The 20,665-nt window shown below is 55.2% G+C and carries 19 protein-coding genes; 12 read left to right on the plus strand and 7 right to left on the minus strand.

Annotation, left to right across the window (positions count from 1 at the left end; translation table 11 throughout):
• Positions 1–89: 89 nt before the first annotated feature.
• The 7 genes from INT32_RS08110 to INT32_RS08140 all read left to right on the plus strand — a co-directional run bounded on the left by INT32_RS08110 (position 90) and on the right by INT32_RS08140 (position 8,521).
• Positions 90–1,550: an NAD(P)-binding domain-containing protein gene (locus INT32_RS08110; protein WP_193088222.1), complete on the plus strand. Its 1,461-nt coding sequence runs from the start codon at positions 90–92 to the stop codon at positions 1,548–1,550.
• Positions 1,547–2,521 (plus strand): ABC transporter permease, encoded by a 975-nt coding sequence (locus INT32_RS08115; RefSeq protein WP_193088223.1) that lies wholly within the window; start codon positions 1,547–1,549, stop codon positions 2,519–2,521. The genes INT32_RS08110 and INT32_RS08115 overlap by 4 nt, the downstream gene beginning before the upstream one ends.
• Complete coding sequence (locus tag INT32_RS08120) at positions 2,518–3,444, plus strand: ABC transporter permease (RefSeq protein WP_193088224.1); 927 nt, start codon at positions 2,518–2,520, stop codon at positions 3,442–3,444. Before INT32_RS08115 ends, INT32_RS08120 begins: the two co-directional genes overlap by 4 nt.
• A complete protein-coding gene (locus INT32_RS08125; protein WP_193088225.1) occupies positions 3,441–4,433 on the plus strand; it encodes an ABC transporter ATP-binding protein in 993 nt (330 codons plus the stop codon). Before INT32_RS08120 ends, INT32_RS08125 begins: the two co-directional genes overlap by 4 nt.
• The gene (locus tag INT32_RS08130; RefSeq protein ID WP_193088226.1) at positions 4,430–5,443 is read left to right on the plus strand and encodes an ABC transporter ATP-binding protein; all 1,014 of its coding nucleotides are present in this window, start codon (positions 4,430–4,432) and stop codon (positions 5,441–5,443) included. The genes INT32_RS08125 and INT32_RS08130 overlap by 4 nt, the downstream gene beginning before the upstream one ends.
• An 82-nt stretch (positions 5,444–5,525) precedes the next feature.
• Entirely contained in the window at positions 5,526–7,088 is a 1,563-nt protein-coding gene (locus tag INT32_RS08135) for an ABC transporter substrate-binding protein (protein ID WP_193088227.1), read from the plus strand.
• A 119-nt stretch (positions 7,089–7,207) separates the two neighbouring features.
• Positions 7,208–8,521 (plus strand): acyl-CoA thioester hydrolase/BAAT C-terminal domain-containing protein, encoded by a 1,314-nt coding sequence (locus tag INT32_RS08140; protein WP_193088228.1) that lies wholly within the window; start codon positions 7,208–7,210, stop codon positions 8,519–8,521.
• Positions 8,522–8,607: 86 nt separating this feature from the next.
• Here the strand turns inward: INT32_RS08140 and INT32_RS08145 are convergent, their stop codons facing one another.
• The 4 genes from INT32_RS08145 to INT32_RS08160 are packed head-to-tail and all read right to left on the minus strand — an operon-like array spanning position 8,608 to position 12,681.
• Entirely contained in the window at positions 8,608–9,402 is a 795-nt protein-coding gene (locus tag INT32_RS08145; RefSeq protein ID WP_193088229.1) for an SDR family NAD(P)-dependent oxidoreductase, read from the minus strand.
• Positions 9,395–10,165, minus strand: coding sequence for a citryl-CoA lyase (locus INT32_RS08150; RefSeq protein ID WP_193088230.1), 771 nt, complete (start codon positions 10,163–10,165; stop codon positions 9,395–9,397). The genes INT32_RS08145 and INT32_RS08150 overlap by 8 nt, the downstream gene beginning before the upstream one ends.
• Positions 10,166–10,177: 12 nt before the next feature.
• Complete coding sequence (locus INT32_RS08155) at positions 10,178–11,689, minus strand: class I adenylate-forming enzyme family protein (RefSeq protein ID WP_193088285.1); 1,512 nt, start codon at positions 11,687–11,689, stop codon at positions 10,178–10,180.
• 17 nt (positions 11,690–11,706) lie between these two features.
• The gene (locus INT32_RS08160; protein WP_193088231.1) at positions 11,707–12,681 is read right to left on the minus strand and encodes a tripartite tricarboxylate transporter substrate binding protein; all 975 of its coding nucleotides are present in this window, start codon (positions 12,679–12,681) and stop codon (positions 11,707–11,709) included.
• A 108-nt stretch (positions 12,682–12,789) separates the two neighbouring features.
• Here INT32_RS08160 and INT32_RS08165 point away from each other — a divergent pair, with 108 nt between their 5' ends.
• From INT32_RS08165 to INT32_RS08185, 5 genes are all read left to right on the plus strand, one after another.
• Positions 12,790–13,548, plus strand: a complete 759-nt coding sequence (locus INT32_RS08165) for an IclR family transcriptional regulator (protein WP_193088232.1) — start codon at positions 12,790–12,792, stop codon at positions 13,546–13,548.
• 120 nt (positions 13,549–13,668) lie between these two features.
• Positions 13,669–14,181, plus strand: a complete 513-nt coding sequence (locus INT32_RS08170) for a CMD domain-containing protein (protein ID WP_193088233.1) — start codon at positions 13,669–13,671, stop codon at positions 14,179–14,181.
• Complete coding sequence (locus INT32_RS08175; RefSeq protein WP_193088234.1) at positions 14,178–14,765, plus strand: peroxidase-related enzyme; 588 nt, start codon at positions 14,178–14,180, stop codon at positions 14,763–14,765. The genes INT32_RS08170 and INT32_RS08175 overlap by 4 nt, the downstream gene beginning before the upstream one ends.
• A 323-nt stretch (positions 14,766–15,088) precedes the next feature.
• Positions 15,089–15,277 (plus strand): type II toxin-antitoxin system HicA family toxin, encoded by a 189-nt coding sequence (locus tag INT32_RS08180; RefSeq protein WP_193088235.1) that lies wholly within the window; start codon positions 15,089–15,091, stop codon positions 15,275–15,277.
• A gap of 2 nt (positions 15,278–15,279) precedes the next feature.
• Positions 15,280–15,669 carry a type II toxin-antitoxin system HicB family antitoxin gene (locus tag INT32_RS08185; RefSeq protein ID WP_193088286.1) on the plus strand — a complete coding sequence of 130 codons (390 nt, stop codon included), beginning with the start codon at positions 15,280–15,282 and terminating at the stop codon, positions 15,667–15,669.
• Positions 15,670–15,710: 41 nt separating this feature from the next.
• Here the strand turns inward: INT32_RS08185 and INT32_RS08190 are convergent, their stop codons facing one another.
• From INT32_RS08190 to INT32_RS08200, 3 genes are read right to left on the minus strand one after another with little or no spacing between them, the layout of a single operon-like run.
• Positions 15,711–16,532 (minus strand): SAM-dependent methyltransferase, encoded by an 822-nt coding sequence (locus tag INT32_RS08190; RefSeq protein WP_193088236.1) that lies wholly within the window; start codon positions 16,530–16,532, stop codon positions 15,711–15,713.
• Positions 16,533–16,541: 9 nt separating this feature from the next.
• Positions 16,542–17,903, minus strand: a complete 1,362-nt coding sequence (gene hemN / locus INT32_RS08195; RefSeq protein WP_193088237.1) for an oxygen-independent coproporphyrinogen III oxidase — start codon at positions 17,901–17,903, stop codon at positions 16,542–16,544.
• Between the two features lie 36 nt (positions 17,904–17,939).
• Positions 17,940–20,663: a DNA topoisomerase III gene (locus INT32_RS08200; protein ID WP_193088238.1), complete on the minus strand. Its 2,724-nt coding sequence runs from the start codon at positions 20,661–20,663 to the stop codon at positions 17,940–17,942.
• Positions 20,664–20,665 lie beyond the last annotated feature (2 nt).

Below are 20,665 nucleotides of genomic sequence, written 5' to 3' on the forward strand. Positions count from 1 at the left end.
GGCTGGTTACGCATTTCTTTATATCATTGCGTAATAATCAAATAAAACCAGCAAGGGAAAACCCTTGCATTTATTTATTGAGTTGCAGAATGAGTTATCACCCACCCGAAAAAGACGGGCTGCCCGGCCTTGAAGCACGTTTGCAGGAAGATCTTTCCCGTCTTGATCTGCCCGGCAAGGATTGGGTGCAGCCTCGGGTGGTGGATGGTGAACGCTTGCTCGATGTCGCCATTATTGGTGGCGGCATGGCGGGGTTGACTGCCGCTGTTGCCTTGCGCAATCTGGGTGTGCGCGCCTGTAACTTCGATCGTGCGCCCGCTGGCTTTGAAGGGCCCTGGGCAACGACGGCGCGCATGGAGACCCTGCGCTCGCCCAAGCAGCTGACCGGACCTGCCCTGGGGCTGCCTTCGCTCACGTTTCGGGCATGGTTCGAAGCACAGTATGGGCGCCAGGAGTGGGAGGCGCTGGATAAAATACCACGCTTGCAATGGATGGATTATTTGCGCTGGTATCGCAAAGTCATGAATGTGGATGTGCGCAATGAACATCACATTAGTCATGTCCATCTGCATCCCGACAATTATCTTGAACTGACGCTGCAGGCCCCTGGGGGCCAAAAAGTGGTGGCTGCCCGGCGCCTGATTCTGGCGACCGGCCGCGATGGCCTGGGCGGGCCGGGTTATCCAGCGTTTGCCGATAAGGTGCCGGCGCATCTGCGTGCGCATTCTTCGGATTTCTTTGATTACAACACGCTTGCCGGCAAGCGGGTCGGGGTGATCGGCGCAGGCGCTTCGGCCATGGATAGCGCGGCTACTGCGCTGGAAGCCGGTGCCCATAGTGTGGATATAATTATCCGGCGTAACGAGATTCCTCGTATCAACAAGGGAAAGGGCTCTGGCAGCCCCGGCCTGGTGCATGGCTACGCTGGCTTAACGGATGACTGGAAGTGGCGTATTCGCCATTACATCAATGTGCAGCAAGTGCCGCCGCCCAAAGGCAGTACCTTGCGTGTGGCTTCCCATCACAATGCCCGCTTCAATGTCGGTTGTCCGGTACTGGACATTGAAGTGCGCGAGGACGTGATTTATCTGACCACGCCCAAGGGTACATTTGTTCTGGATTTTCTCATTTTTGCCACCGGTTTCAACATCGACTGGCACCTGCGTCCGGAGTATGCCGAGCTGGCACCGCTGGTGCGAACCTGGGCGCAGCGTTATCATCCGCAGCCAGGGCAGGAAGATGCCGAACTGGCTGCCTGTCCCGATTTGGGACCGGGTTTCGAGTTCCAGCCCCGCGCAGGCGTGGACGCGCCCGGGTTGGCGCATATTCACTGTTTCAGCTATCCTGCCGTGGCCTCACATGGCACTGTCTCGGGCGATATTCCGGCCATTTCAGATGGGGCATCAGCCATTGCCCGCGCCATTGCCGGCTCCCTGTATCAGGAAGATGTCGCCGCTTATTATGCGCAACTGGAAGCCTATGCTGAACCGGAGCTCGATGGCGATGAGTGGACTGCCGCCGGTCCGCCCTTGCCTGTGGAGGCGCAATGACGCTGTGGCTGATTAAACGCGTCCTGCAGGCGCTGCTCATTATCCTGTTGATGACAGTGATCGTCTTTATCGGCCTGCATGCGGTTGGCAACCCGATCGATATTCTTATCGGACCGGATGCCGATCAGCGAGACCGTGCCCGCATCATCGCGCAGATGGGCCTGGACAAGCCATTATGGCTGCAATATTTTCATTTCCTGGGCAGTGCGGTGCAGGGTGACCTGGGCAACAGCTTCGTGTACAACCAGCCAGCCCTGCAACTGGTGCTGCATCGGTTGCCGGCGACCATGGAGCTGGCAATGGCCGCCCTGGTAATTGCGATTGTGGTAGGTGTGCCGCTGGGGCTGATAGCCGGACTTTATTCAGACAGTATTGTTTCCCGCACGATCATGACCGGCAGCATCCTGGGCTTTTCCCTGCCAACCTTCTGGGTAGGACTGGTGCTGATCATGGCATTCAGCGTCAGCCTCGGATGGCTGCCCTCGTCAGGACGAGGGCAAACCGTGACGCTGTTTGGCTATCAATGGTCGTTTCTGACGCTCGATGGACTGCGGCACATGCTGTTGCCGGCAGTCAATCTGGCACTGTTCAAGGTTTCACTTGTGATCAGGCTTACCTATGCTGGCGTGCAGGAAGTGCTGCCGCTGGACTATATCCGTTTTGCCCGTGCCAAGGGCCTGAGCAACTTGCGGGTGATCGGCGTACATGTACTGCGCAATATCATGATCCCGCTGATCACCGTACTGGGGCTGGAGTTTGGTTCGACCATCGCCGGTGCCGTGGTGACCGAGAGCATTTTCTCCTGGCCTGGTGCAGGCAAACTGATCCTGGACAGCATCAATGGTCTGGACCGACCGGTCATTCTGGCCTATCTGGTGGTTATTGTCTGTGTTTTCGTGACCATCAATTTACTAGTCGATATCGCCTATCGCATGCTTGATCCGCGAGTCCGGCTGGAGGGCGCGCGATGAGTCAGCCCGTGACCGAGTCTGCCGTGCAAGCGGTGATTGCTGCGCCCAAGCCTTCATTGTTTCGAGAAAGGCTGGCCGATTTTTTCTCGTCCAAGCGTGCTGTGATCGGCTTTACGCTGCTGTTGCTGCTGGCTTTCGGTTCGGTGTTCGCCCATTGGCTGACACCGCAAAATCCGTATGATCTGATGCAGCTGGATATCCTGGATTCGCGGTTGGCGCCAGGCAGCGCCAACGGCGCCGGCACCTATAACTACTGGCTGGGGACAGATGGACAGGGACGGGATCTGTTGTCTGCCATCCTGTACGGCCTGCGTATCAGTCTGACGGTCGGCGTGGGTTCTGCGCTTATTGCGAGTGTGGTCGGGACAATACTGGGCGTGCTGTCGGCTTATGCCGGGGGCCGGATAGACAGCTTCATCATGCGCACGGTCGATTTGATGCTGTCGTTTCCATCTATTCTGATTGCGATGATGATTCTGGCGTATCTGGGCAAGGGTATTGGTAATGTGATATTGACGCTTGTGATACTGGAATGGGCCTATTATGCGCGTACCGCCAGGGGTCAGGCGCTGGCAGAGCGACAGAAGGAATATGTAGAGGCGGCAAAAAGCCTGAATATTTCCCAGTGGCGCATCATGCTGCGGCACATCCTGCCTAATTGTCTGCCGCCTTTGATTGTGATCGGCACCTTGCAGGTTGCACGTGCGATTACGCTGGAAGCAACCATGAGTTTCCTGGGGCTGGGCGTGCCCGTGACAGAGCCTTCGCTCGGATTGCTGATCGCCAACGGTTATCAGTACATGCTCTCGGGACAGTACTGGATCAGCCTTTTCCCTGGCGTGGCGCTGCTGGTCACCATAGTGGCGCTGAACCTGGTGGGTGATCGCCTGCGGGAAATGTTCAATCCGCGGAGGCAGCGATGAGTACGACGCCTTTGCTGGAGGTTCGCGATCTGCGTACGCACTTTATGACCCGGGCGGGCCAGCTGCCGGCTGTGGACGGCGTGTCGCTCCAGCTGGAGCCGGGACGTATTCTGGGGCTGGTAGGCGAGTCGGGTTCAGGCAAGTCCGTCACGGGCTTTTCCATCATGGGCCTGGTCGATGAGCCGGGCCGTATCGTTGGCGGACAGATTCTGTTCAAAGGGCAGGATCTGCTGGGCCTGCCGCAACAGCAGCTGCGCCGCCTGCGCGGCAATCGCATTTCGATGATTTTCCAGGATCCAATGATGACATTGAATCCGGTGCTGCGGGTGGATACGCAAATGATCGAAACCCTGCGTGCGCATGAAAAAATCAGCCGCAGACAGGCCTGGGAACAATCGCGCGACATGCTGGGCCTGATGGGCATTCCCAGTCCGCAAGCCCGTCTGTCGGCGTATCCGCACCAGTTGTCGGGCGGCATGCGCCAGCGTGTGGCCATTGCCATAGCGCTGTTGCTGAGACCCGACCTGATCATCGCAGACGAGCCCACGACGGCGCTGGATGTCACGATTCAGTCGCAGATCTTGTCGGAAATACAGAAACTGTCGGCCCGATATGGCACGGCCCTGATCTGGATTACTCACGACCTGTCGGTGGTGGCCGGGCTCGCTGACGATCTGCATGTGATGTATGCTGGAAAAATTGTGGAAGCCGGTACAGTGGATCAGGTGCTGGACAACCCGCAGCACCCGTACACCCAGGGCCTGATCCAGAGCCTGCCCGCCAATAATGTAAGAGGGCAGCCGCTGCGGCAGATTGCGGGTATGACGCCCAATCTGCTGTCATTGCCGGCGGGCTGTGCATTCGCGTCGCGCTGCCCGCGGCGTACCGCTGTCTGTGATACGATGCCGGCGCTGGACGAACTGGCGGCCGGTCATCGGGTGCGTTGCTATCATCCGGGCGCTGTTCCTGAAACGGAAGTGGCACTATGACAGATGAAATAAAAGTGCCGCTGATGCGGGTCAGCCACGTGTCCAAGACCTTTGGTCATGCCAGTGACGGGATATTGGATCCCTGGCTGCAAAAACTCAGGTTGACGCGTCCCTCTGCGCTTACGCGTGCCGTGGATGATGTCAGCCTGGATATTGCCAAAGGCGAAGTGGTCGGCCTGGTAGGCGAATCAGGTTGCGGCAAGTCGACGCTGGGCCGGATGGTGGCCGGTATTATGGAGCCGACAGCCGGTCAGGTGCTGGTCAACGGCCAGGACCTGAAAACGCTGCCCAGGCACGAGGCCGAGGCGGCGCGCCTGAAAATCCAGATGATTTTCCAGGACCCCTATGCCAGCCTGAATCCGCGCATGCGTGTGCGCGACATTGTAGGAGAGTCTCCTCGACTGCACAATATGGTATCGGCACGTGACCTGGACCAGTATGTATCTGAGCAGCTGGAGCGCGCCGGTTTGTCGGCCAGCCTGCGCAACCGCTTTCCGCATCAGTTCAGCGGCGGGCAGCGCCAGCGCATCGGTATTGCGCGGGCATTGGCCGTGGCGCCGGATATGCTGGTCTGTGATGAAGCCGTTGCCGCTCTGGATGTATCCATTCAGGCGCAAATTCTGAATCTGTTCATGCAACTGCGCGCGGAACTGGGCCTGACCTATCTGTTTATCAGCCATGACCTGGGTGTGGTGGAGCATTTGTCCGATCGCGTGGTGATCATGTACCTGGGACGCATCGTAGAACAGGCGCCAGTTGCAGAGATTTTCAGCAAGCCCAATCATCCTTACACCCAGGCCTTGTTGGCCGAGATTCCCAAAATGCGGGATCGCAAGAAAGTGTTTTCGATTATCAAGGGTGAAATACCCAGCCCGCTTAATCCGCCAGCGGGTTGTCATTTCCATCCACGCTGTCCGCATGCCATGCCTCGCTGCCGTGCCGAAGTCCCGCTGCTTAAAGCGGTGGCCGGCGGGCATATGAGTGCCTGCCACCTGAATGACCAAACCTGAGTGGGCATCAGGGATTAACTGCCCGATTTCGATCGTGTTGATTATATTGATTAAGTAGCAGTAACCTTATAAAGGAATATAAATGAAAAAGCGCGTACTGGCTGCCATGGCAGCAAGCCTGCTGGCCGCAGGCAATATGGCCCACGCAGAAGAACTGAAAATCGCCTTTGCCGACAATCTGTCTTCGCTGGATCCACAACTGAATAATTTCGCGGGTGACCGCTCTGCCGGCCTGTTCTTTTTTGATATGCTGGTCAACAACTACCACAACAAACTATTGCCCGGCCTGGCAACAGAATGGAAAAACACCGGTCCCACGACCTGGGAATTCAAATTGCGTTCAGACGTCAAATGGAGCGATGGCACACCGTTCACGGGAGAAGACGTCATCTATTCCATTGAACGCATTCGCAAGGTGCCAGGCTCGGTCGCGCCATTCACAGGCTACGTGCGCACGATCAAGAGCGTGACTGAAAAAGAACCGGGCACGCTGGTATTTGAAACCACAATTCCCAATCCGGGCTTGCCACTGAATCTGGCTTCTGTGCACCTGGTGCAGAAAAAAAGCACCGAGAATGCGACAAGCGATGACTTCAATTCAGGAAAGGCGTTGATCGGTACCGGTCCATATAAACTGGTTTCCTACACGCCGGGAGCCGGCTTTCAGGTTGAGGCCAACCCTACGTACTGGGGTGAAAAACCCTTATGGGACAAGGTCTCCTATCGCTATGTGGCTAACGCCGCAACCCGTTCCACGGCCTTGCTCTCCGGTGATGTGGACGTGATCGATAAAGTGTCGGTCGCCGACCTGAAAAAACTGGAAAGCGATGAGAAAGTGAAGGTCTATGCCTATAACGGACTGCGCGTTTTCCTGCTGCAACCTAGCTTTAATCCGAAGCCCAATAAATTCATCACTGATAACAACGGCAAACCGCTGGACAAAAATCCGCTGCTCGATTTAAAAGTACGCCAGGCATTGTCGCTTGCGATCAATCGCGATGCCATCGCCGATCGTATTTTACAGGGCAGTGTGACGGTAGCCGAACAGTGGATGCCCAAGGATTCGATTGGCTACAATCCGAATATCAAGCCGATTGCCTTTGACGCCCCGAAAGCCAAAGCGCTGCTTGCAGAAGCCGGCTATCCGGATGGCTTTAACCTGACCGTGCACGTGCCGACTGATCGCTATCCCATGGCGCCAGAGACCGTGCAGGCAGTGGCCCAGTTCTGGAGCCGCATCGGCGTGAAAACCCAGGTGTCGGTGGTGCCGTGGGCCGTGTACTCAAGCACAGCCCGGAAAAATGACTACGCCATGTCTGTGATTGCCTGGGGTAACGGAACCGGCGAGGGCAGCTATGCGATGGTCAATATTCTGGCTACGGTGAACCCTGAAAAAGGGTTGGGCGCATCCAACTGGGGCCACTACAGCAGCCAGAAGCTGGACGACTATCTGAAGCAGGCCACCGAAGAATTTGATGACGCCAAACGTGAAAAAATAATACAGGACGCCGCCCTGGCGGTATCCGATGAAGTGGGTGTGATTCCCATGTTCCATTACAAAAACATCTGGGCGGCGCGCAAGGGACTGGTTGTCAAACCCTTGAGTTCTGATCGTACCGTGCCGGTCATGGTAAGCAAGGAATAAGCTGGCAGCAGCGGCAATACCAGCGCCCCGTCATCGCTGCTTTACGGGCCCGACGCGCAGATTATGTATCTGCCGCGGGCCGTTGATGATGGCGCGGGTGCGAAATTAATGGAAGATCTATGTCAAATGAAATATTGTCGGTAATGCCGGCTGATGCGCTGATCGACGAACCACGCGCCATCCGTGTCGAAGGTCTGTCGGCTGGCGAGCGTATTACGATTACGAGCCAGACCGAGCGCGCTGGTGGTGTGATATGGCGCAGCCAGGCCCAATTTGAAGCCGATGCACAAGGTGTTGTGGACTTGACGCGTCTGGCGCCGCTGGCTGGCAGTTACCAGGACGTGTCTCCCATGGGGTTGCTGTGGTCGCAAGTGCCGGCTCAGGATAATTGTCGTGAAGTCTTTGCAGACACGATGGCGCAACCGCTGATCACCGAACTGGCCGTGACCACGACCAGCACCACGCTGCGTGCAACACTGACACAGCGCCTGATGCAAGAGGGCGTAGAACGCATTGAGGTACGCGAGGATGGCCTGGTGGGCACCCTGTTTTTGCCCGCTACGCCAGGACCTCATCCGGCCGTCATGATTCTGAACGGCTCGGGCGGCGGTATCAATGAGCCGCGCGCGGCATTATATGCGTCGCGTGGTTATATTGCATTTGCATTGGGTTACTTCAAGGCGCCGGGATTGTCCGATTATATTTCCAATACGCCACTGGAGTATTTCAGGAAAGGCATGGACTGGCTGCGCAGATCTCAGCGCCCGCTTGGTGGATTCGTGGCCCTGAGCGGTCAATCGCGTGGCGGAGAGCTGGTACTGCTTCTGGCCAGCATTTATCCACTGGACGTGAGTGCTGTTGTGGCGTATGTCCCTGGCGCAGTGGTGCACAGCGGACAGAACGCGGCCGATCCGCAAGTCGGTCGCGATGGCCCGGCCTGGCTGCTTAACGGCAAGCCGTTGACACACGTCTGGCAGGACAATAAAACGGCCACCTGGGCGCCATTTGACGAAGGCCCGTCGCCCCACCGCCATGCGCGCGCCATCATGACTGCCCTGCAAGATAGCGAGGCGGTAGCCCGCGCGCGCATCGAGGTCGAAAAGATCCAGGGACCGATCATTCTGCTGTCCGCCACCGATGATGGTGCCTGGCCATCGAGTTTGTACAGCAAAATGATTTATGATCATCTTGGCCAGGTCGGCTTTGAGCATATCGTGCAATGGGTGGATACCAAGGACGGGGGCCACAGCATTGTGTTTCCCTATGTGCCGACGACCCAGCTGGTCTATGCGCATCCGGTTTCCGGCAAAATCAATACCGGTGGCGGAACACCTTCGGCTAATGCCCAGTCTGACGAGCACAGCTGGACTGCGGTCAAGGAGTTTCTGCAAAATGCCGTGAGAGCGCACCTTAAGGGCAGGCAGTCGCATTAGCCATCTGGATGGCGACAGGCCGGGCTTGCGTCATCAGGCGAGAAGCGCAGGGCTGATCCGATGTTGAGTGATCAGCCACTCAGACGCTAATATTTTCCGGTGAGCCCGCCATCGACGATCAGTTCTGTACCGGTGATGTACGAAGCCTGATCGGATGCCAGAAATGCGATGGCATGGGCCACTTCCCAGGCGGTACCCATTCTTTTCATCGGAACCTGGGCATCTCTTTTTTTTCGAACTTCCTCCATGTCATTGGATGAGGAAAAAACAGCGCCAACATTCTTCTGAATTCTGGGCGTGTCAATCAGCCCCGGGATAACGGTATTGGCTCTTATATTTCGATCGGCATATTCATGGGCAATCAGTTTTGTCATCTGTATCAATGCCGCTTTGGTAACGCTATAAGCCAGGTGAGGATATCCCACATAACGGATGCCCGCTACTGAGGCAACAGACACAATGCAGCCTGCGCCGCGCTCGATCATGCCCGGTATCAAGCGCTTCGAAAGCAGCAGCAGGCTTTCGACATTGGTCTGCTGGATACGCTGAAGGTCTGCAACGGACGTTTCCTGGATGCCGCCGGTTTTTCCGATGCCTGCATTGGCAATCAAGGTCGAGATGGAGCCAAATCGCTCCGTGGCAATCTGCAACACGCGATCCATTTCTTCGGGACGGGTAATATCGCCTTGCAAGGGCAAACAGGTTCCGCCAATGCGTTCGATTTCCTGGGCGGTTGCCCGGGCGGCATCGGCATGGCAGTCCAGGGCAATGACTTTTGCGCCGGACTGGGCAATGAGTACCGACGTTGCCTTGCCGATACTCCAGCCCGGTGCACTGCTGCCGGCGCCGGCGACCAGTACCACCTTGTCTGTATCACCCATTGCCCGTGTCCCTTTTGGAGTATGGAATGGCCTGATCAATGGTGTCCCAGATAAAACGGCCCGATGGGATGTTCTGCTCTTCGGCGATATGGGAAACCAGACCCGCAGCGCGTGAGATGACAGCAAAACCACGCATCAGCCGTGATGGCACACCAATGGCGCCAAGCAACGCTGCCACCGCCCCGGTCGCGTTGATCGTAATGTGCCTGGCGTATACCTGGTCCACGGCGCGGCTCAACAGTTTGAGCGCGTCGATATATTGGCGCGCCAGCGCCGGTTCACTATCGGCAAGATCAAGCAGCTTCAATGAACGGGGATCGTCGGGCTTGTGCAGATGATGGCCGAATCCCGGCAGATGTTTTTTCTGCTCTTTATATCTTGTGGCAATGGCCAGCGCCGCTTCTTGCTGATCGGGTGAGGCAATGATTTCGTCCAGCAATGTTGAGCAATTTTCCATCGTTCCCACAAACTGGCTGCCGACAGCCAGCAGTCCCGAGGCCACCGCGCCCTGCAGATTCTCCGGCGCGCTCATGTAGATCAGTCTGCTTGCAATGGCGCTGGGCGTCAGTCCGTGTTCCATAAGGGTGACCAGGACCGCATCCACGATTTTGATGTCGACCGGACGGGCTTTTCTTCCCATGATTTGCAGGAACATGACCTCGGTGAAGGTTGCCTCTCCGATCAGATCATTGACAAGATCCTTATCTCGGTAATTCATACCGGTAAGCGAGTGTGCGCACAGTTCAGTGATGGGTTCTTTCATCGTGTACTCCTTTTACAATTGGCGTGTTTCGGTGGTGTCGTGCAGGCCGGACAGGACCAGTTCCTGAATGGCTTTTTTGAGCACCTTGCCCACCGGCGATCTGGGCAAACTTGCAAAAAAATAGATGTTTTTCGGCGTGTGAACCGGACCCAGTTTTTCTCTGACCAGTCGCTTGAGTTCGTCTGCTGTTGCAGCGCTGTCAGCGCGCAATTGAACAGCGGCGTTCACCGACTCGCCCCATTTTTCATCTGTGATTCCAAATACCGCCGACTCGTACACGCCGGCGTGCTGCGATAGAACATTCTCCACATCAATCGGATAGACGTTGAAACCACCGGTGATAATCACATCGCGAATTCTGTCTTTGATGAACACAAACCCCTTTTCGTCGATAAACCCGACGTCGCCTGTATGCAGCCAACCGTTTTTTATGGTTTCGGCTGTTTTCTCGGGCAGGCGCCAGTAGCCGGTCATCACAAGGTCACCGCGGATCACGATTTCGCCGGTTTCATTTGGGGGCAGTCGATTGTGCTGTTGATCCACAATAGCAATGTCGGTGAACCAGCTGGCTTGCCCGACAGAAGCGCGGTATTGCGGCTGAGCCAGTGTTTCCGGCCCGATCAGCGTAGCTATTTGCGGTGCTTCCGTTTGCCCATAGGTCGTGGCAAGGACGTTGCCGAAAAAATCCTGAGCGCGTGCTATTTTTTCTGCCGGCATGCCGGCTCCGCCGTATATCAGCAGCCGCAGGCACGGGAAATCCTTTTCTGATTCTGCTGCGGCGATCAGCTTGTAAATGAGCGTCGGGGGCATAAAGGTCATCGTACCCTTTTGTTCCCTGAATGCATGCACAATGTCGGCCGCTTCTGCTGACCCGGACAGCACCAGGGCACCACCCTGCGCAAGTACAGGTAAGACATAAGTTCCGGTGCCATGGCTGATGGGCGCGCAAATAACAAATTTGTCATTGTTTGTTATCTTCCAGCCGTGGATCTGATTGATAATAACGGCAACCCACGCCCGGTACGGTTGCATCACCCCTTTGGGCATACCGGTCGTGCCGCCAGTAAATTTGATGGCCTGGATATCGTCGTTGCCCCTGATCGCTTCGGCAAGATGCTGTCCGCTAAATTGTTCAATCAAGGTGGGGATATCATCTGTATTGATGATATGTACGTTTTCCAGGCCGGCAGTCAATGCTGCGCCATAGCCGTCCTGAATGATAATAGACGGCTTGATGACGGTTGTAATTCTTTTGATTTCTGTCGGTGTACTTCGGTAATTGAGTGGTACCCATACCTTGCCGGCAGCCATAATGGCAAGCATGGCAACAATGTAGTCGACCGAATTCTGCGCACATAGTCCGACCATGGAACCGGGTTCGTTGTCCAGTTTACGGATCGCGCAAGCCAGGGCGCTTACCTGATCTGCCAATGCGGCATAGCTGACTTTTTCATGCCTTGATTCAATGGCCATCCGTTCGGGATAACGGATGGCTGCTCTGTAAAAAAAATCGATTGGATACATCTTGTTGTTACCTTCTTTCAGTTGGCCTGCAGCTTTGCCTGGCGCACGACCTTTTCCCATTTCGCAATTTCGTCCCGGGTAAATTGATCCAGATAGGCCGGGGTGTTCTCTACGGGCGCTGCGGTATAGCCGTTTTTGGCAAAGCTATCCTTGACCTCGGGGCTGGCGATCACTTTGTTCAATGCATCGTTGAGCTTGCTGATAATTTTGTCGTCAGTCCCTTTTGGGGCTGCAATTGCAAACCACGAACTGACCAGGAAGTTGTCAATCCCTTGTTCCTTGAAGGTGGGCACCTCCGGGAGCGCCGGATCGCGCTTTTCTGTCGTGACCGCCAGCGGCGTGAGCTTGTTCGATTTGATTCTTCCTACAGACGAAGGAATGTTGTCAAACATTGAATCGACCTGGGCGCCCAGCAAATCGTTGACTGCAGGGCCGCTGCCTTTGTAAGGAATATGAAGAATGTTCGTGTCCGTCAGGATCTTGAAGAGCTCACATGACATATGAATAGACGACCCTATGCCTGATGAGGCGCAGGTCAGTTTTCCCGGATTCTTTTTTGCATACGAAATATACTCGTCCACCGAATTGATGTTCTTTTTCGGATTGACTACCAGCACATTGCCGATGGACGCGATGAAGCCGACGCTTTTGAAGTCTTTCAGATAATCGTAATTCAGGTTTTTATAAAGTGAACGGTTGATCGTGTTGGCAATGCTTCCCACCAGCAGGGTGTAGCCGTCGTTCTTTGCCCTTGCAACGTATTCAGTGCCAATGTTGCTGTTGGCCCCGGGTTTGTTTTCCACAATAACCGTTTGGCCCAATTGGCTGGAAAGGCCTTTGGCGATCAACCTAGCGATGATATCGGTGGCGCCTCCCGCCGAATAGCCGACGACCAGGTTGATTGGTCGATCGGGGTAGGCCGCTGCCACTGCAGAGGAGGCGGATAGTAACGCCAGCGTCAGCGCCGTCATGCCCAAGCATTTTGTTTTCATCATGTCTCCAGTTTTATGTTTTATTGCGTTGATATGCAGCTGCATTCTAGTCAGGTTCAATAGTGTGACAAAATCAATTTGTCCATCATTTGGACATAAGGAGCAGATATGCATTACAAGGATGAGCCCAAAACGCTGGTACGCGGCCTGGCCATACTGGAGACGCTCAGCACTGCCAGTGCCGCTGGATTGAAGATCGCGCAAATCGCAGCCAGGACCCAAATATCACGGCCGACGGTGTACCGTTTTGTCAGCGTTCTGCTCAATAACGGATATATCAATGAGATAGCCGACACGGGTTGCTACATATACAATCGGGACAAACTGAACCAGATCGCTGATTTTGGTGATGAATCCGAGCAATTTAAGGGCGTATTGAGAAAAATCAGCGAAAAGACGGGAGATTCGTCTTTTCTGATCAGGCAGGATAATGCGGATTCTTTATGTATCCATCGGGAAATTGGCACTTACCCCTTGCAGGTTCTTTCTATCCAGATTGATCATAAGCAGCCGATGGGCGTGGGGGCGGCCGGGCTGGCATTGCTTTCTTACCTGCCGGAGCCTGAGCAGGAGCGCATCCTTGCCGAGAACGAACAAAAACTCTATCCCTATGGGGCAATCTCAGTGAAAAAGCTGCGATTGCTGATGAAGGCCACGCGAGAGCGAGGATGGTCCGCGGTGGGTAACGCTGCCGTACAAGGCGTGCTTGGCGTGGGCGTGGCCATCGCCGACAGACGTGGGTGCCCCAGGTTTGCCATCAGCGTATCGTCAGTCGAGGCCAGGTTTACCGTGAAGCGTCAGAAAGCGGTGGTACAAATAATAAAAGATGAAATTGCCGCGTTGGATTCGTATGGCTGCATAAATTGACCAAAGCGCATCCGGTCTATAACAACGGCAGCGTACAGGCGCGAATTTTTTTGCTGTCTCCGTTAGAATGTCATATCGCATACGCCATGAATTTACGAGCAACAACGCAAAGGAAATATTATGCAAAGCGCAGAGGCACTCGATCTTATCGATACGCTGCTCAATCTGAAGCCGGACAGTAAAACCTGGCAAGCCCGGCAGTTCAGGGAAAAAGTTAAAAACGGTACGCAGGCAAGCTACGCCGCGCTGTTTTCGCCCGACCTGAGTTTGCCGCTACAGGATCGATGGCTGGTTGCCTTGTATGCCAGCAGCCTGATGAACTCGTCCGAGCTGACGGCACACTATACCGAGCAGGCGCTGCTGGCAGGTATCGACGAGAAGCTGGTTCAGATCGTGACCGAAGACCATGTCGAGGATATTGTGAAATCTGAATTGAACAGTATCCTGCAATTTACCAAAAAATTGATTCTGGATCCGATAGAAGGCAACGAGGAAGCGTTGCTGACGCTCAAAAATTCAGGCATGTCCACGCAGGATGTTGTTGTGCTTGGGCAATTGATCGGGTTTCTGGCCTACCAGATACGTCTGGTAGCCGGATTGAAGGCAATGCAGAAACTGGAGCAGGCAGCATGAGCGATGTAATCAAAGTCAACGGATTTACCAACCAGACGCTGGGCTGGAAAGCCTGGCTGGATGTTGTGGACGCCAATGCCGCAACACCGGAACAGAACAAGGTACTGGAAGCGAGTCACCCGCAGGCCAAAACGTCCGATTATTATCTGCTGCTGGTGCATGAGCCGCATATTCTGGATCAGCGCTCATTCACCTATAACGCCATCATGTATGCGCCGGGCGGGTTAAATCGCGCCGATCGCGAATTGGGGGCCCTGGCGGTATCGCGCATCAACGGTTGCGTCTACTGCGCTTCGGTGCATGCCCAGCGGTTCGAGCAACTGGCCAAGCGTAATGAAATCGTGCGCGACGTATTTGTTGATCCCGCTACCGCAGCAAAAAATGAACGCGATGCTGCCGTTATCGATGTCGCGACCGCCCTTACGCGCGATGTGTCCGGGTTTGATGCAGACAATCTGCAAGTGTTGAAAAACCAGGATTTCACCGAGATTGAAATGCTGGATCTGATTCATTCGGTGTCTGTGTTCGGCTGGGCCAATCGCCTGATGCAGAATCTGGGCGAGCCTGTTTTTCCGGCGGAGTAATCAATCAGCTTATAAGGCAGGATGGGTGCGATAGGGCTGGCAGATCCATACGCGGCATCTGCATACACTGTATGGGGAAAGCACACGCGCTGGCTGTCGCGCTCATCTACGCACCTCATCACTATCGGAAATGACAGATTGCGAATCTGATAATAATCGCTCCCGCAATGTGATCTAAACCTGACGATGCTGAGTAATCACTTTGCGTGCTGCAATACACGCGTCTAGGTGGTGTCCAGCAAGGCGGTGAGGGCAATATCCAGCGAGGCAGTCTGGTCCCAAAAAATGCATTCTCTTTTTTTTGTTGTGTATAATTACACAAAATGAAGAGAGATGATGTCATTAAATTATTGAAAGCCGACGGTTGGATTTGGGTTGGAGGTAAAGGCGATCATATGAAATTTAAGCATCCCCATAAGAGTCAACATGTTGTTGTTCCCCATCCTCGCAAAGATATAGCCGTGGGTACGTTGCGCAATATCTATCGCCAGGCTGGCTGGAAATGGAGGTAATGGTGTTTTATCCTGCATACATCCACAAAGATCCGGACAGCGCCTACAGCGTTACTTTTCCAGACTTTCCGGGCTGTTTTACCGCTGCGGACGAACTCGCTGATTTACCTAGACTTGCGCAGGAGGCTGTGGAGGTTTATTTCGAAGGCGAAGACGTTGCGATTGCGCCTCCTTCTTCTTTTGAAGATTGGTGTAAGGATGAACAGTTTCAGGACGGCTGCTGGATGCTGGTGGATATTGATTTATCAAGAATCGATACAAAGGCAGTACGCCTAAATATCAGCTTGCCGCAAAATCTGGTGCACCGTATTGACGCAAGAGCCAAGGCTTTGCATATGTCACGATCGGCTTTTCTGGCCAACGCTGCGGAAAAGGAAATGGCCACGCCCTGATGATGTCTGATGCACAAGGGACAGCCGGCCGGCCGCTCATATTAATAAGCAAACCGCTCCTGCAGTGCTTCCAGGTGGCATTCCTTCAAAATGGCCAGTTGCCGCTCGCGTGCGCTTTTCTTGAAGCCGCCGGTTTTTTTGGCGATGATCAGTTCGTTTTTCATTGAATGCTCCCAGCCCACCAGTTCCGTTACGGTAACCTGATAGCCGCGCGCTTCCAGTTGCAGACAGCGTAATACATTTGTGATCTGGCTGCCGAACTCGCGGGTGTGCAGGGGGTGGCGCCATAGTTCGGACAAAGGCGTTTTGCCCAGGGTATTGCCCTTGGTGGCGCGCAGTGCTGCGGCAACTTCGGCCTGGCAGCAGGGCACCAGCACGATGAAACGCGCATCGCGAGCCAGGGCAAAGCGGATGGCGTCGTCTGTCGCGGTATTGCAAGCATGCAGGGCGGTGACAATGTCGATTTTTTCGGGTAGATCGGCAGAAGAGATGGACTGCTCTACGGTCATGTCTTTGAACTGCATACCCTCAAAGCCCAGGCGCCGGGCCAGGTCTTCCGATTTTTTGACCAGGTCGGCACGCGACTCAATGCCATACACCGTGGCGTTATCGTGTTCCTTGAGGAACAGATCGTACAAAATAAAACCGAGATAGGATTTGCCGGCGCCGTGGTCGACCAGTGAAAGCGCCTGCCCCTCGTCCAGTACGGTTTGCATGAGGGGCTCAATGAACTGGTACAGGTGGTAGACCTGCTTGAGCTTGCGTCGCGTGTCCTGGTTGATCTTTCCCTCACGCGTGAGGATATGCAGTTCCTTGAGCAATTCCAAAGACTGCTGCGGCTTGATTTCCGGAATCAGGGTCATGCTGCGCCTTTATACCGTCATCGAGAAAATGCGCGCATTCGGCTGCTTGCGCAGCATGCGCAGATCAAATGCCATACAGATATTGCGAGCGAAGGTGCGCCCGGCTTCGGTTATATCAATGCGGTCGGCCCCAATGCGGATCAGACCGTCGCTTTGCATTTCTTGCAACCGTTCCAGCACGTCGGGCAGCTCGGCAAATTGCATGGCAGGATCGGCCCAGCTTGTCTGCAGTTGGCACATCAGGTTCAGAATGTGGCGGCGGATGATCAGATCTTCCTGGTCCAGCAAATGACCGCGGAACAGCGGCAACACACCGCTTTCGACGCGGGCATAATAATCTTCAAGAACTTTTTCGTTCTGCGCAAAGGCGTACCAGGTATCACTGATGGCCGACACGCCCAGGCCGATCATCAGCTGCGTTGACGAGGAGGTGTAGCCCATGAAATTGCGGTGCAGACTTTTTTCCAGCATGGCCTGATACAGCGAATCGGATGGCAGCGAAAAGTGATCCATGCCAATTTCCACGTAGCCCAGCTCTTCGAGCAGCTGCTTGCCATTTTCGTACAGGGCGCGCTTTTCCTCGCCGGAGGGCAGATCATTTTCGTCGAAACCGCGCTGTCCATTGCCCTTGATCCAGGGAACATGGGCGTAGGAGTAGAAGGCCAGGCGATCGGGCTTGAGGGCGATGGTTTTCTTGATGGTCGATTCCATGGCAGCCCAGCTCTGGAAGGGCAGGCCAAAGATCAGGTCGTGACTGACACTGGTATAGCCGATAGCGCGGGCTGCGTCGGTTGCATTGAGCACGTTTTCGTAAGGCTGGATGCGATGGATGGCCTTCTGGACGATGGGATCATAGTCCTGCACGCCGTAGCTGACCCTGCGAAACCCCAGATCGTACAGGGTCTGCAGATGCTCCTTGCGGGTATTGTTCGGGTGGCCTTCGAAGCTGAACTCGTGATGCTCATGGACGATGGCATCGTCCAGAATGCCGGTAAGCAGGCGCTGCAGGTTGGCGCTGCTAAAGAAGGTCGGCGTGCCGCCGCCCAGGTGTATTTCCCTGATGACCGGTTTGTCGCCGAGCACCTTGCGGTACATGGCCCATTCTTTGAGGACCGCGTCTACATAGGGCTCTTCGACACTGTGTTTTTTTGTAATGCGCTTGTGACAGGCGCAGAACGTACAGAGCACCTCACAGAAAGGCAGGTGGATATACAGACTGATGCCTTCCTGGGCATTCGATTCTGTAAAGCTGCGCCTGACGGTCTGCAAATAGGCGTCGCTATCGAAACTGCCTTCGTCCCAGTACGGGACGGTGGGGTAGCTGGTGTAGCGTGGACCGGGGATGTTGTATTTCTGAATAAGTGTGTTCATTCTGTACATGCGCCCCCGGGATAAGGCGGGGGTCGCTTAAAATGCGGGCTCGGTGTCGTCCGGGTCGGCGGTTTTGGCAGTCTGCTTGCGGGCAGTCGCGCTTTTGCCTGCGACTTTCTTTGCAGTGGCTTTCTTGACAGCTGTTTTCTTGGTGGCAGTTTTACTTGCGGTCTTGCGGGCAGTTTTCTTGGCTGCTTTTTTGACCACTTTGCCGCTGTCGGCCTCTGCCGCGGTAGCGGCGCTTTTTGCCGCAGACTTGCTGGCGGCTTTGGCAGCCGATTTAGACGCCGCTTTTGCCGTTTTGGCTGGGCGGGGCTCAAATTCAAACTCTATTTTACCCGCTTTCGACATGGCCAGGTAGGCTTTGAACTTACGGTTGGTACGATTGGACACAAACCCGTCGAGCAGGTCGGTTTTACCCTGGCTCAGTAATTTGCCCATCTGGTCGTGACCGATCTCCTGTTGCAGGATCACGCGGCCGGACTTGAAGTCGCAGGTTTTCTTTTCGCTGACCGAATTTTCGCAGACATAGCTCATGCCCGTGTCGTAGACGTTGCCAGTGCATTTTGGGCAATGGCCGACTGGTGTCAGCTGGGAAACGTCCAGCGGCTCACTGTTGTTGTCGTCAGACTGGCCAAAATCGAATTCCAGCTTGTTTTCGGGTGTAATGCGCAAAATGGCAGAAAAGGGGCGTCCCATTTTACTGATGAAACCACTGAGTGGGCCCAGGGTTTTATTTTGCAGCAGTTCTTCCACTTCGGGAATCTCAAAGGTACGGCCGCCGGGATGCTTGGTAATGGAAAAATCGCAGTTAGTGCAGGCATAACGGCGGTAATTTTCCTTGACGACGCTGCCGCAGGCCGGGCACGGCGTCGTGAGCGTGGCATAGTCGCCGGGCACGGTGTCCTGCTCGTATTCCTTGGCTCGCTTGACGATAATTTGCGTGCTTTGCGCAATTTCGCGCATGAACGCTTCGCGGTCCAGCTGGCCCTGTTCCATTTGCTTGAGCTTGTGTTCCCATTCGCCCGTCAGTTCGGGCGAAGTCAGCTCGCGCACGTTCAGTCCGACCAGCAACGTCATGAGCTGGCGTGCCTTGGCAGTGGGAATCAGCTCGCGCCCTTCACGGCGCAGGTACTGTTCGTTGAGCAGCCCCTCGATAATGGTGGCGCGGGTCGCTGGCGTACCCAGCCCGCGCTCGGACATGGCTTCGCGCAGTTCATCGTCGTCCACCAGCTTGCCGGCCCCTTCCATGGCCGAGAGCAACGTCGCCTCTGTATAGCGGGCAGGCGGTCGGGTGGCCAGGTCCTTGGCGGCGATATCTTCGGTTTTGACGGTTTCATTTTCAGCGACGGGAACCAACGTGGCATCGCTTTCCTGGTTCTCGCGTCCGTAAATTTCGAGCCAGCCTGGCTTGATCAGCACCTTGCCTTCGGTTTTGAAGTGATGGCTGGCCACAATTGTGATGCGCGTGGTTACCCGGAATTCCGCAGGCGGAAAAAACACAGCCATGAAGCGTTTGCTGACCAGATCATAGATCTTGGCTTCGGCTTCGCTCAGCTCCTTGGGGACCTGCAGGGTTGGGATAATGGCAAAGTGATCGGAGATCTTTTTGTTGTCAAAAATACGCTTGTTGGGTCTGACCCAGCTGTTTTGCAGAATTTTCTTTGCAAAGGGCGCATTGCGGCGTCCTAGCTGCGATTCGGCGCCCACGATGGCCTCAAAGGTCTGTTTGACCGTACTTTGATAGTCTTCTGGCAGGTAGCGCGAGTCGGTACGCGGGTAAGTTAGCGCTTTGTGCCGTTCGTACAGACTTTGTGCCAGCGCCAGCGTGGTTTTGGCGGTAAAGCCGAAACGGGAGTTGGCCTCGCGCTGCAGGGATGTCAGGTCAAACAGGCCTGGCGACATGGATGTCGAGGGCTTGGATTCTTCGGTAACAGTACCGTCTTTATGGCGACACGCAACAACCACCGACTGTGCACTGGCGGCCGACCACAGGCGATTGTCTTTTTTCTCGGGATCGTGTTCATCCTTCTTGAAGGCCGGATCGAACCACTTGCCTTCATACAGGCCGCCGGCAGCGACGAAGGTGGCATGCACCTCCCAGTAGTCGCGGGATTTGAACTTGCGGATTTTTTCTTCGCGTTCGAACACAATGGCCAGGGTCGGGGTCTGGACCCGGCCGATAGGCGTCTTGAAAAAGCCCCCGTCCTTGCTGTTGAAGGCAGTCATGGCACGCGTGCCGTTGATGCCGATCAGCCAGTCGGCTTCCGCGCGCGAGCGAGCCGCCGCTTCCAGCGGCTTCATCACGCTGTCGTCGCGCAGATTGTCGAAGGCCTCAATAATGGCGTTGCGAGTCATGGACTGCAGCCAGAGCCGCTTGATGGGCTTATTGACGCCCGCATACTGGATAATGTAGCGGAAGATCAACTCTCCCTCTCGTCCGGCGTCACATGCATTGATAATGGCAGTAACATCCTTGCGTTTGAGCAGGCGCACCAGCATTTTGAGGCGGTCGGTGGCTTTTTTGTCCGACGGTTTGAGGTCAAACGCTTTGGCCGGGATGGCCGGCAGATGATTGAAGGACCATTTGCCGCGGACAACATCGTCGGGATTGGTCAGGGTGAGCAAATGCCCTACGCTGGACGACAGGACATACTGGTCGTTCTCAAAGTAGTCGCCTTCACGATGCATGCCGCCCAAGGCACGGGAAATATCGAGTGCAACTGAAGGTTTCTCAGCGATAATCAGGGTTTTCGTCATGG

Origin of the sequence: Advenella sp. FME57 (assembly GCF_014897675.1) — a bacterium.
Classification (GTDB): domain Bacteria; phylum Pseudomonadota; class Gammaproteobacteria; order Burkholderiales; family Burkholderiaceae_B; genus Advenella.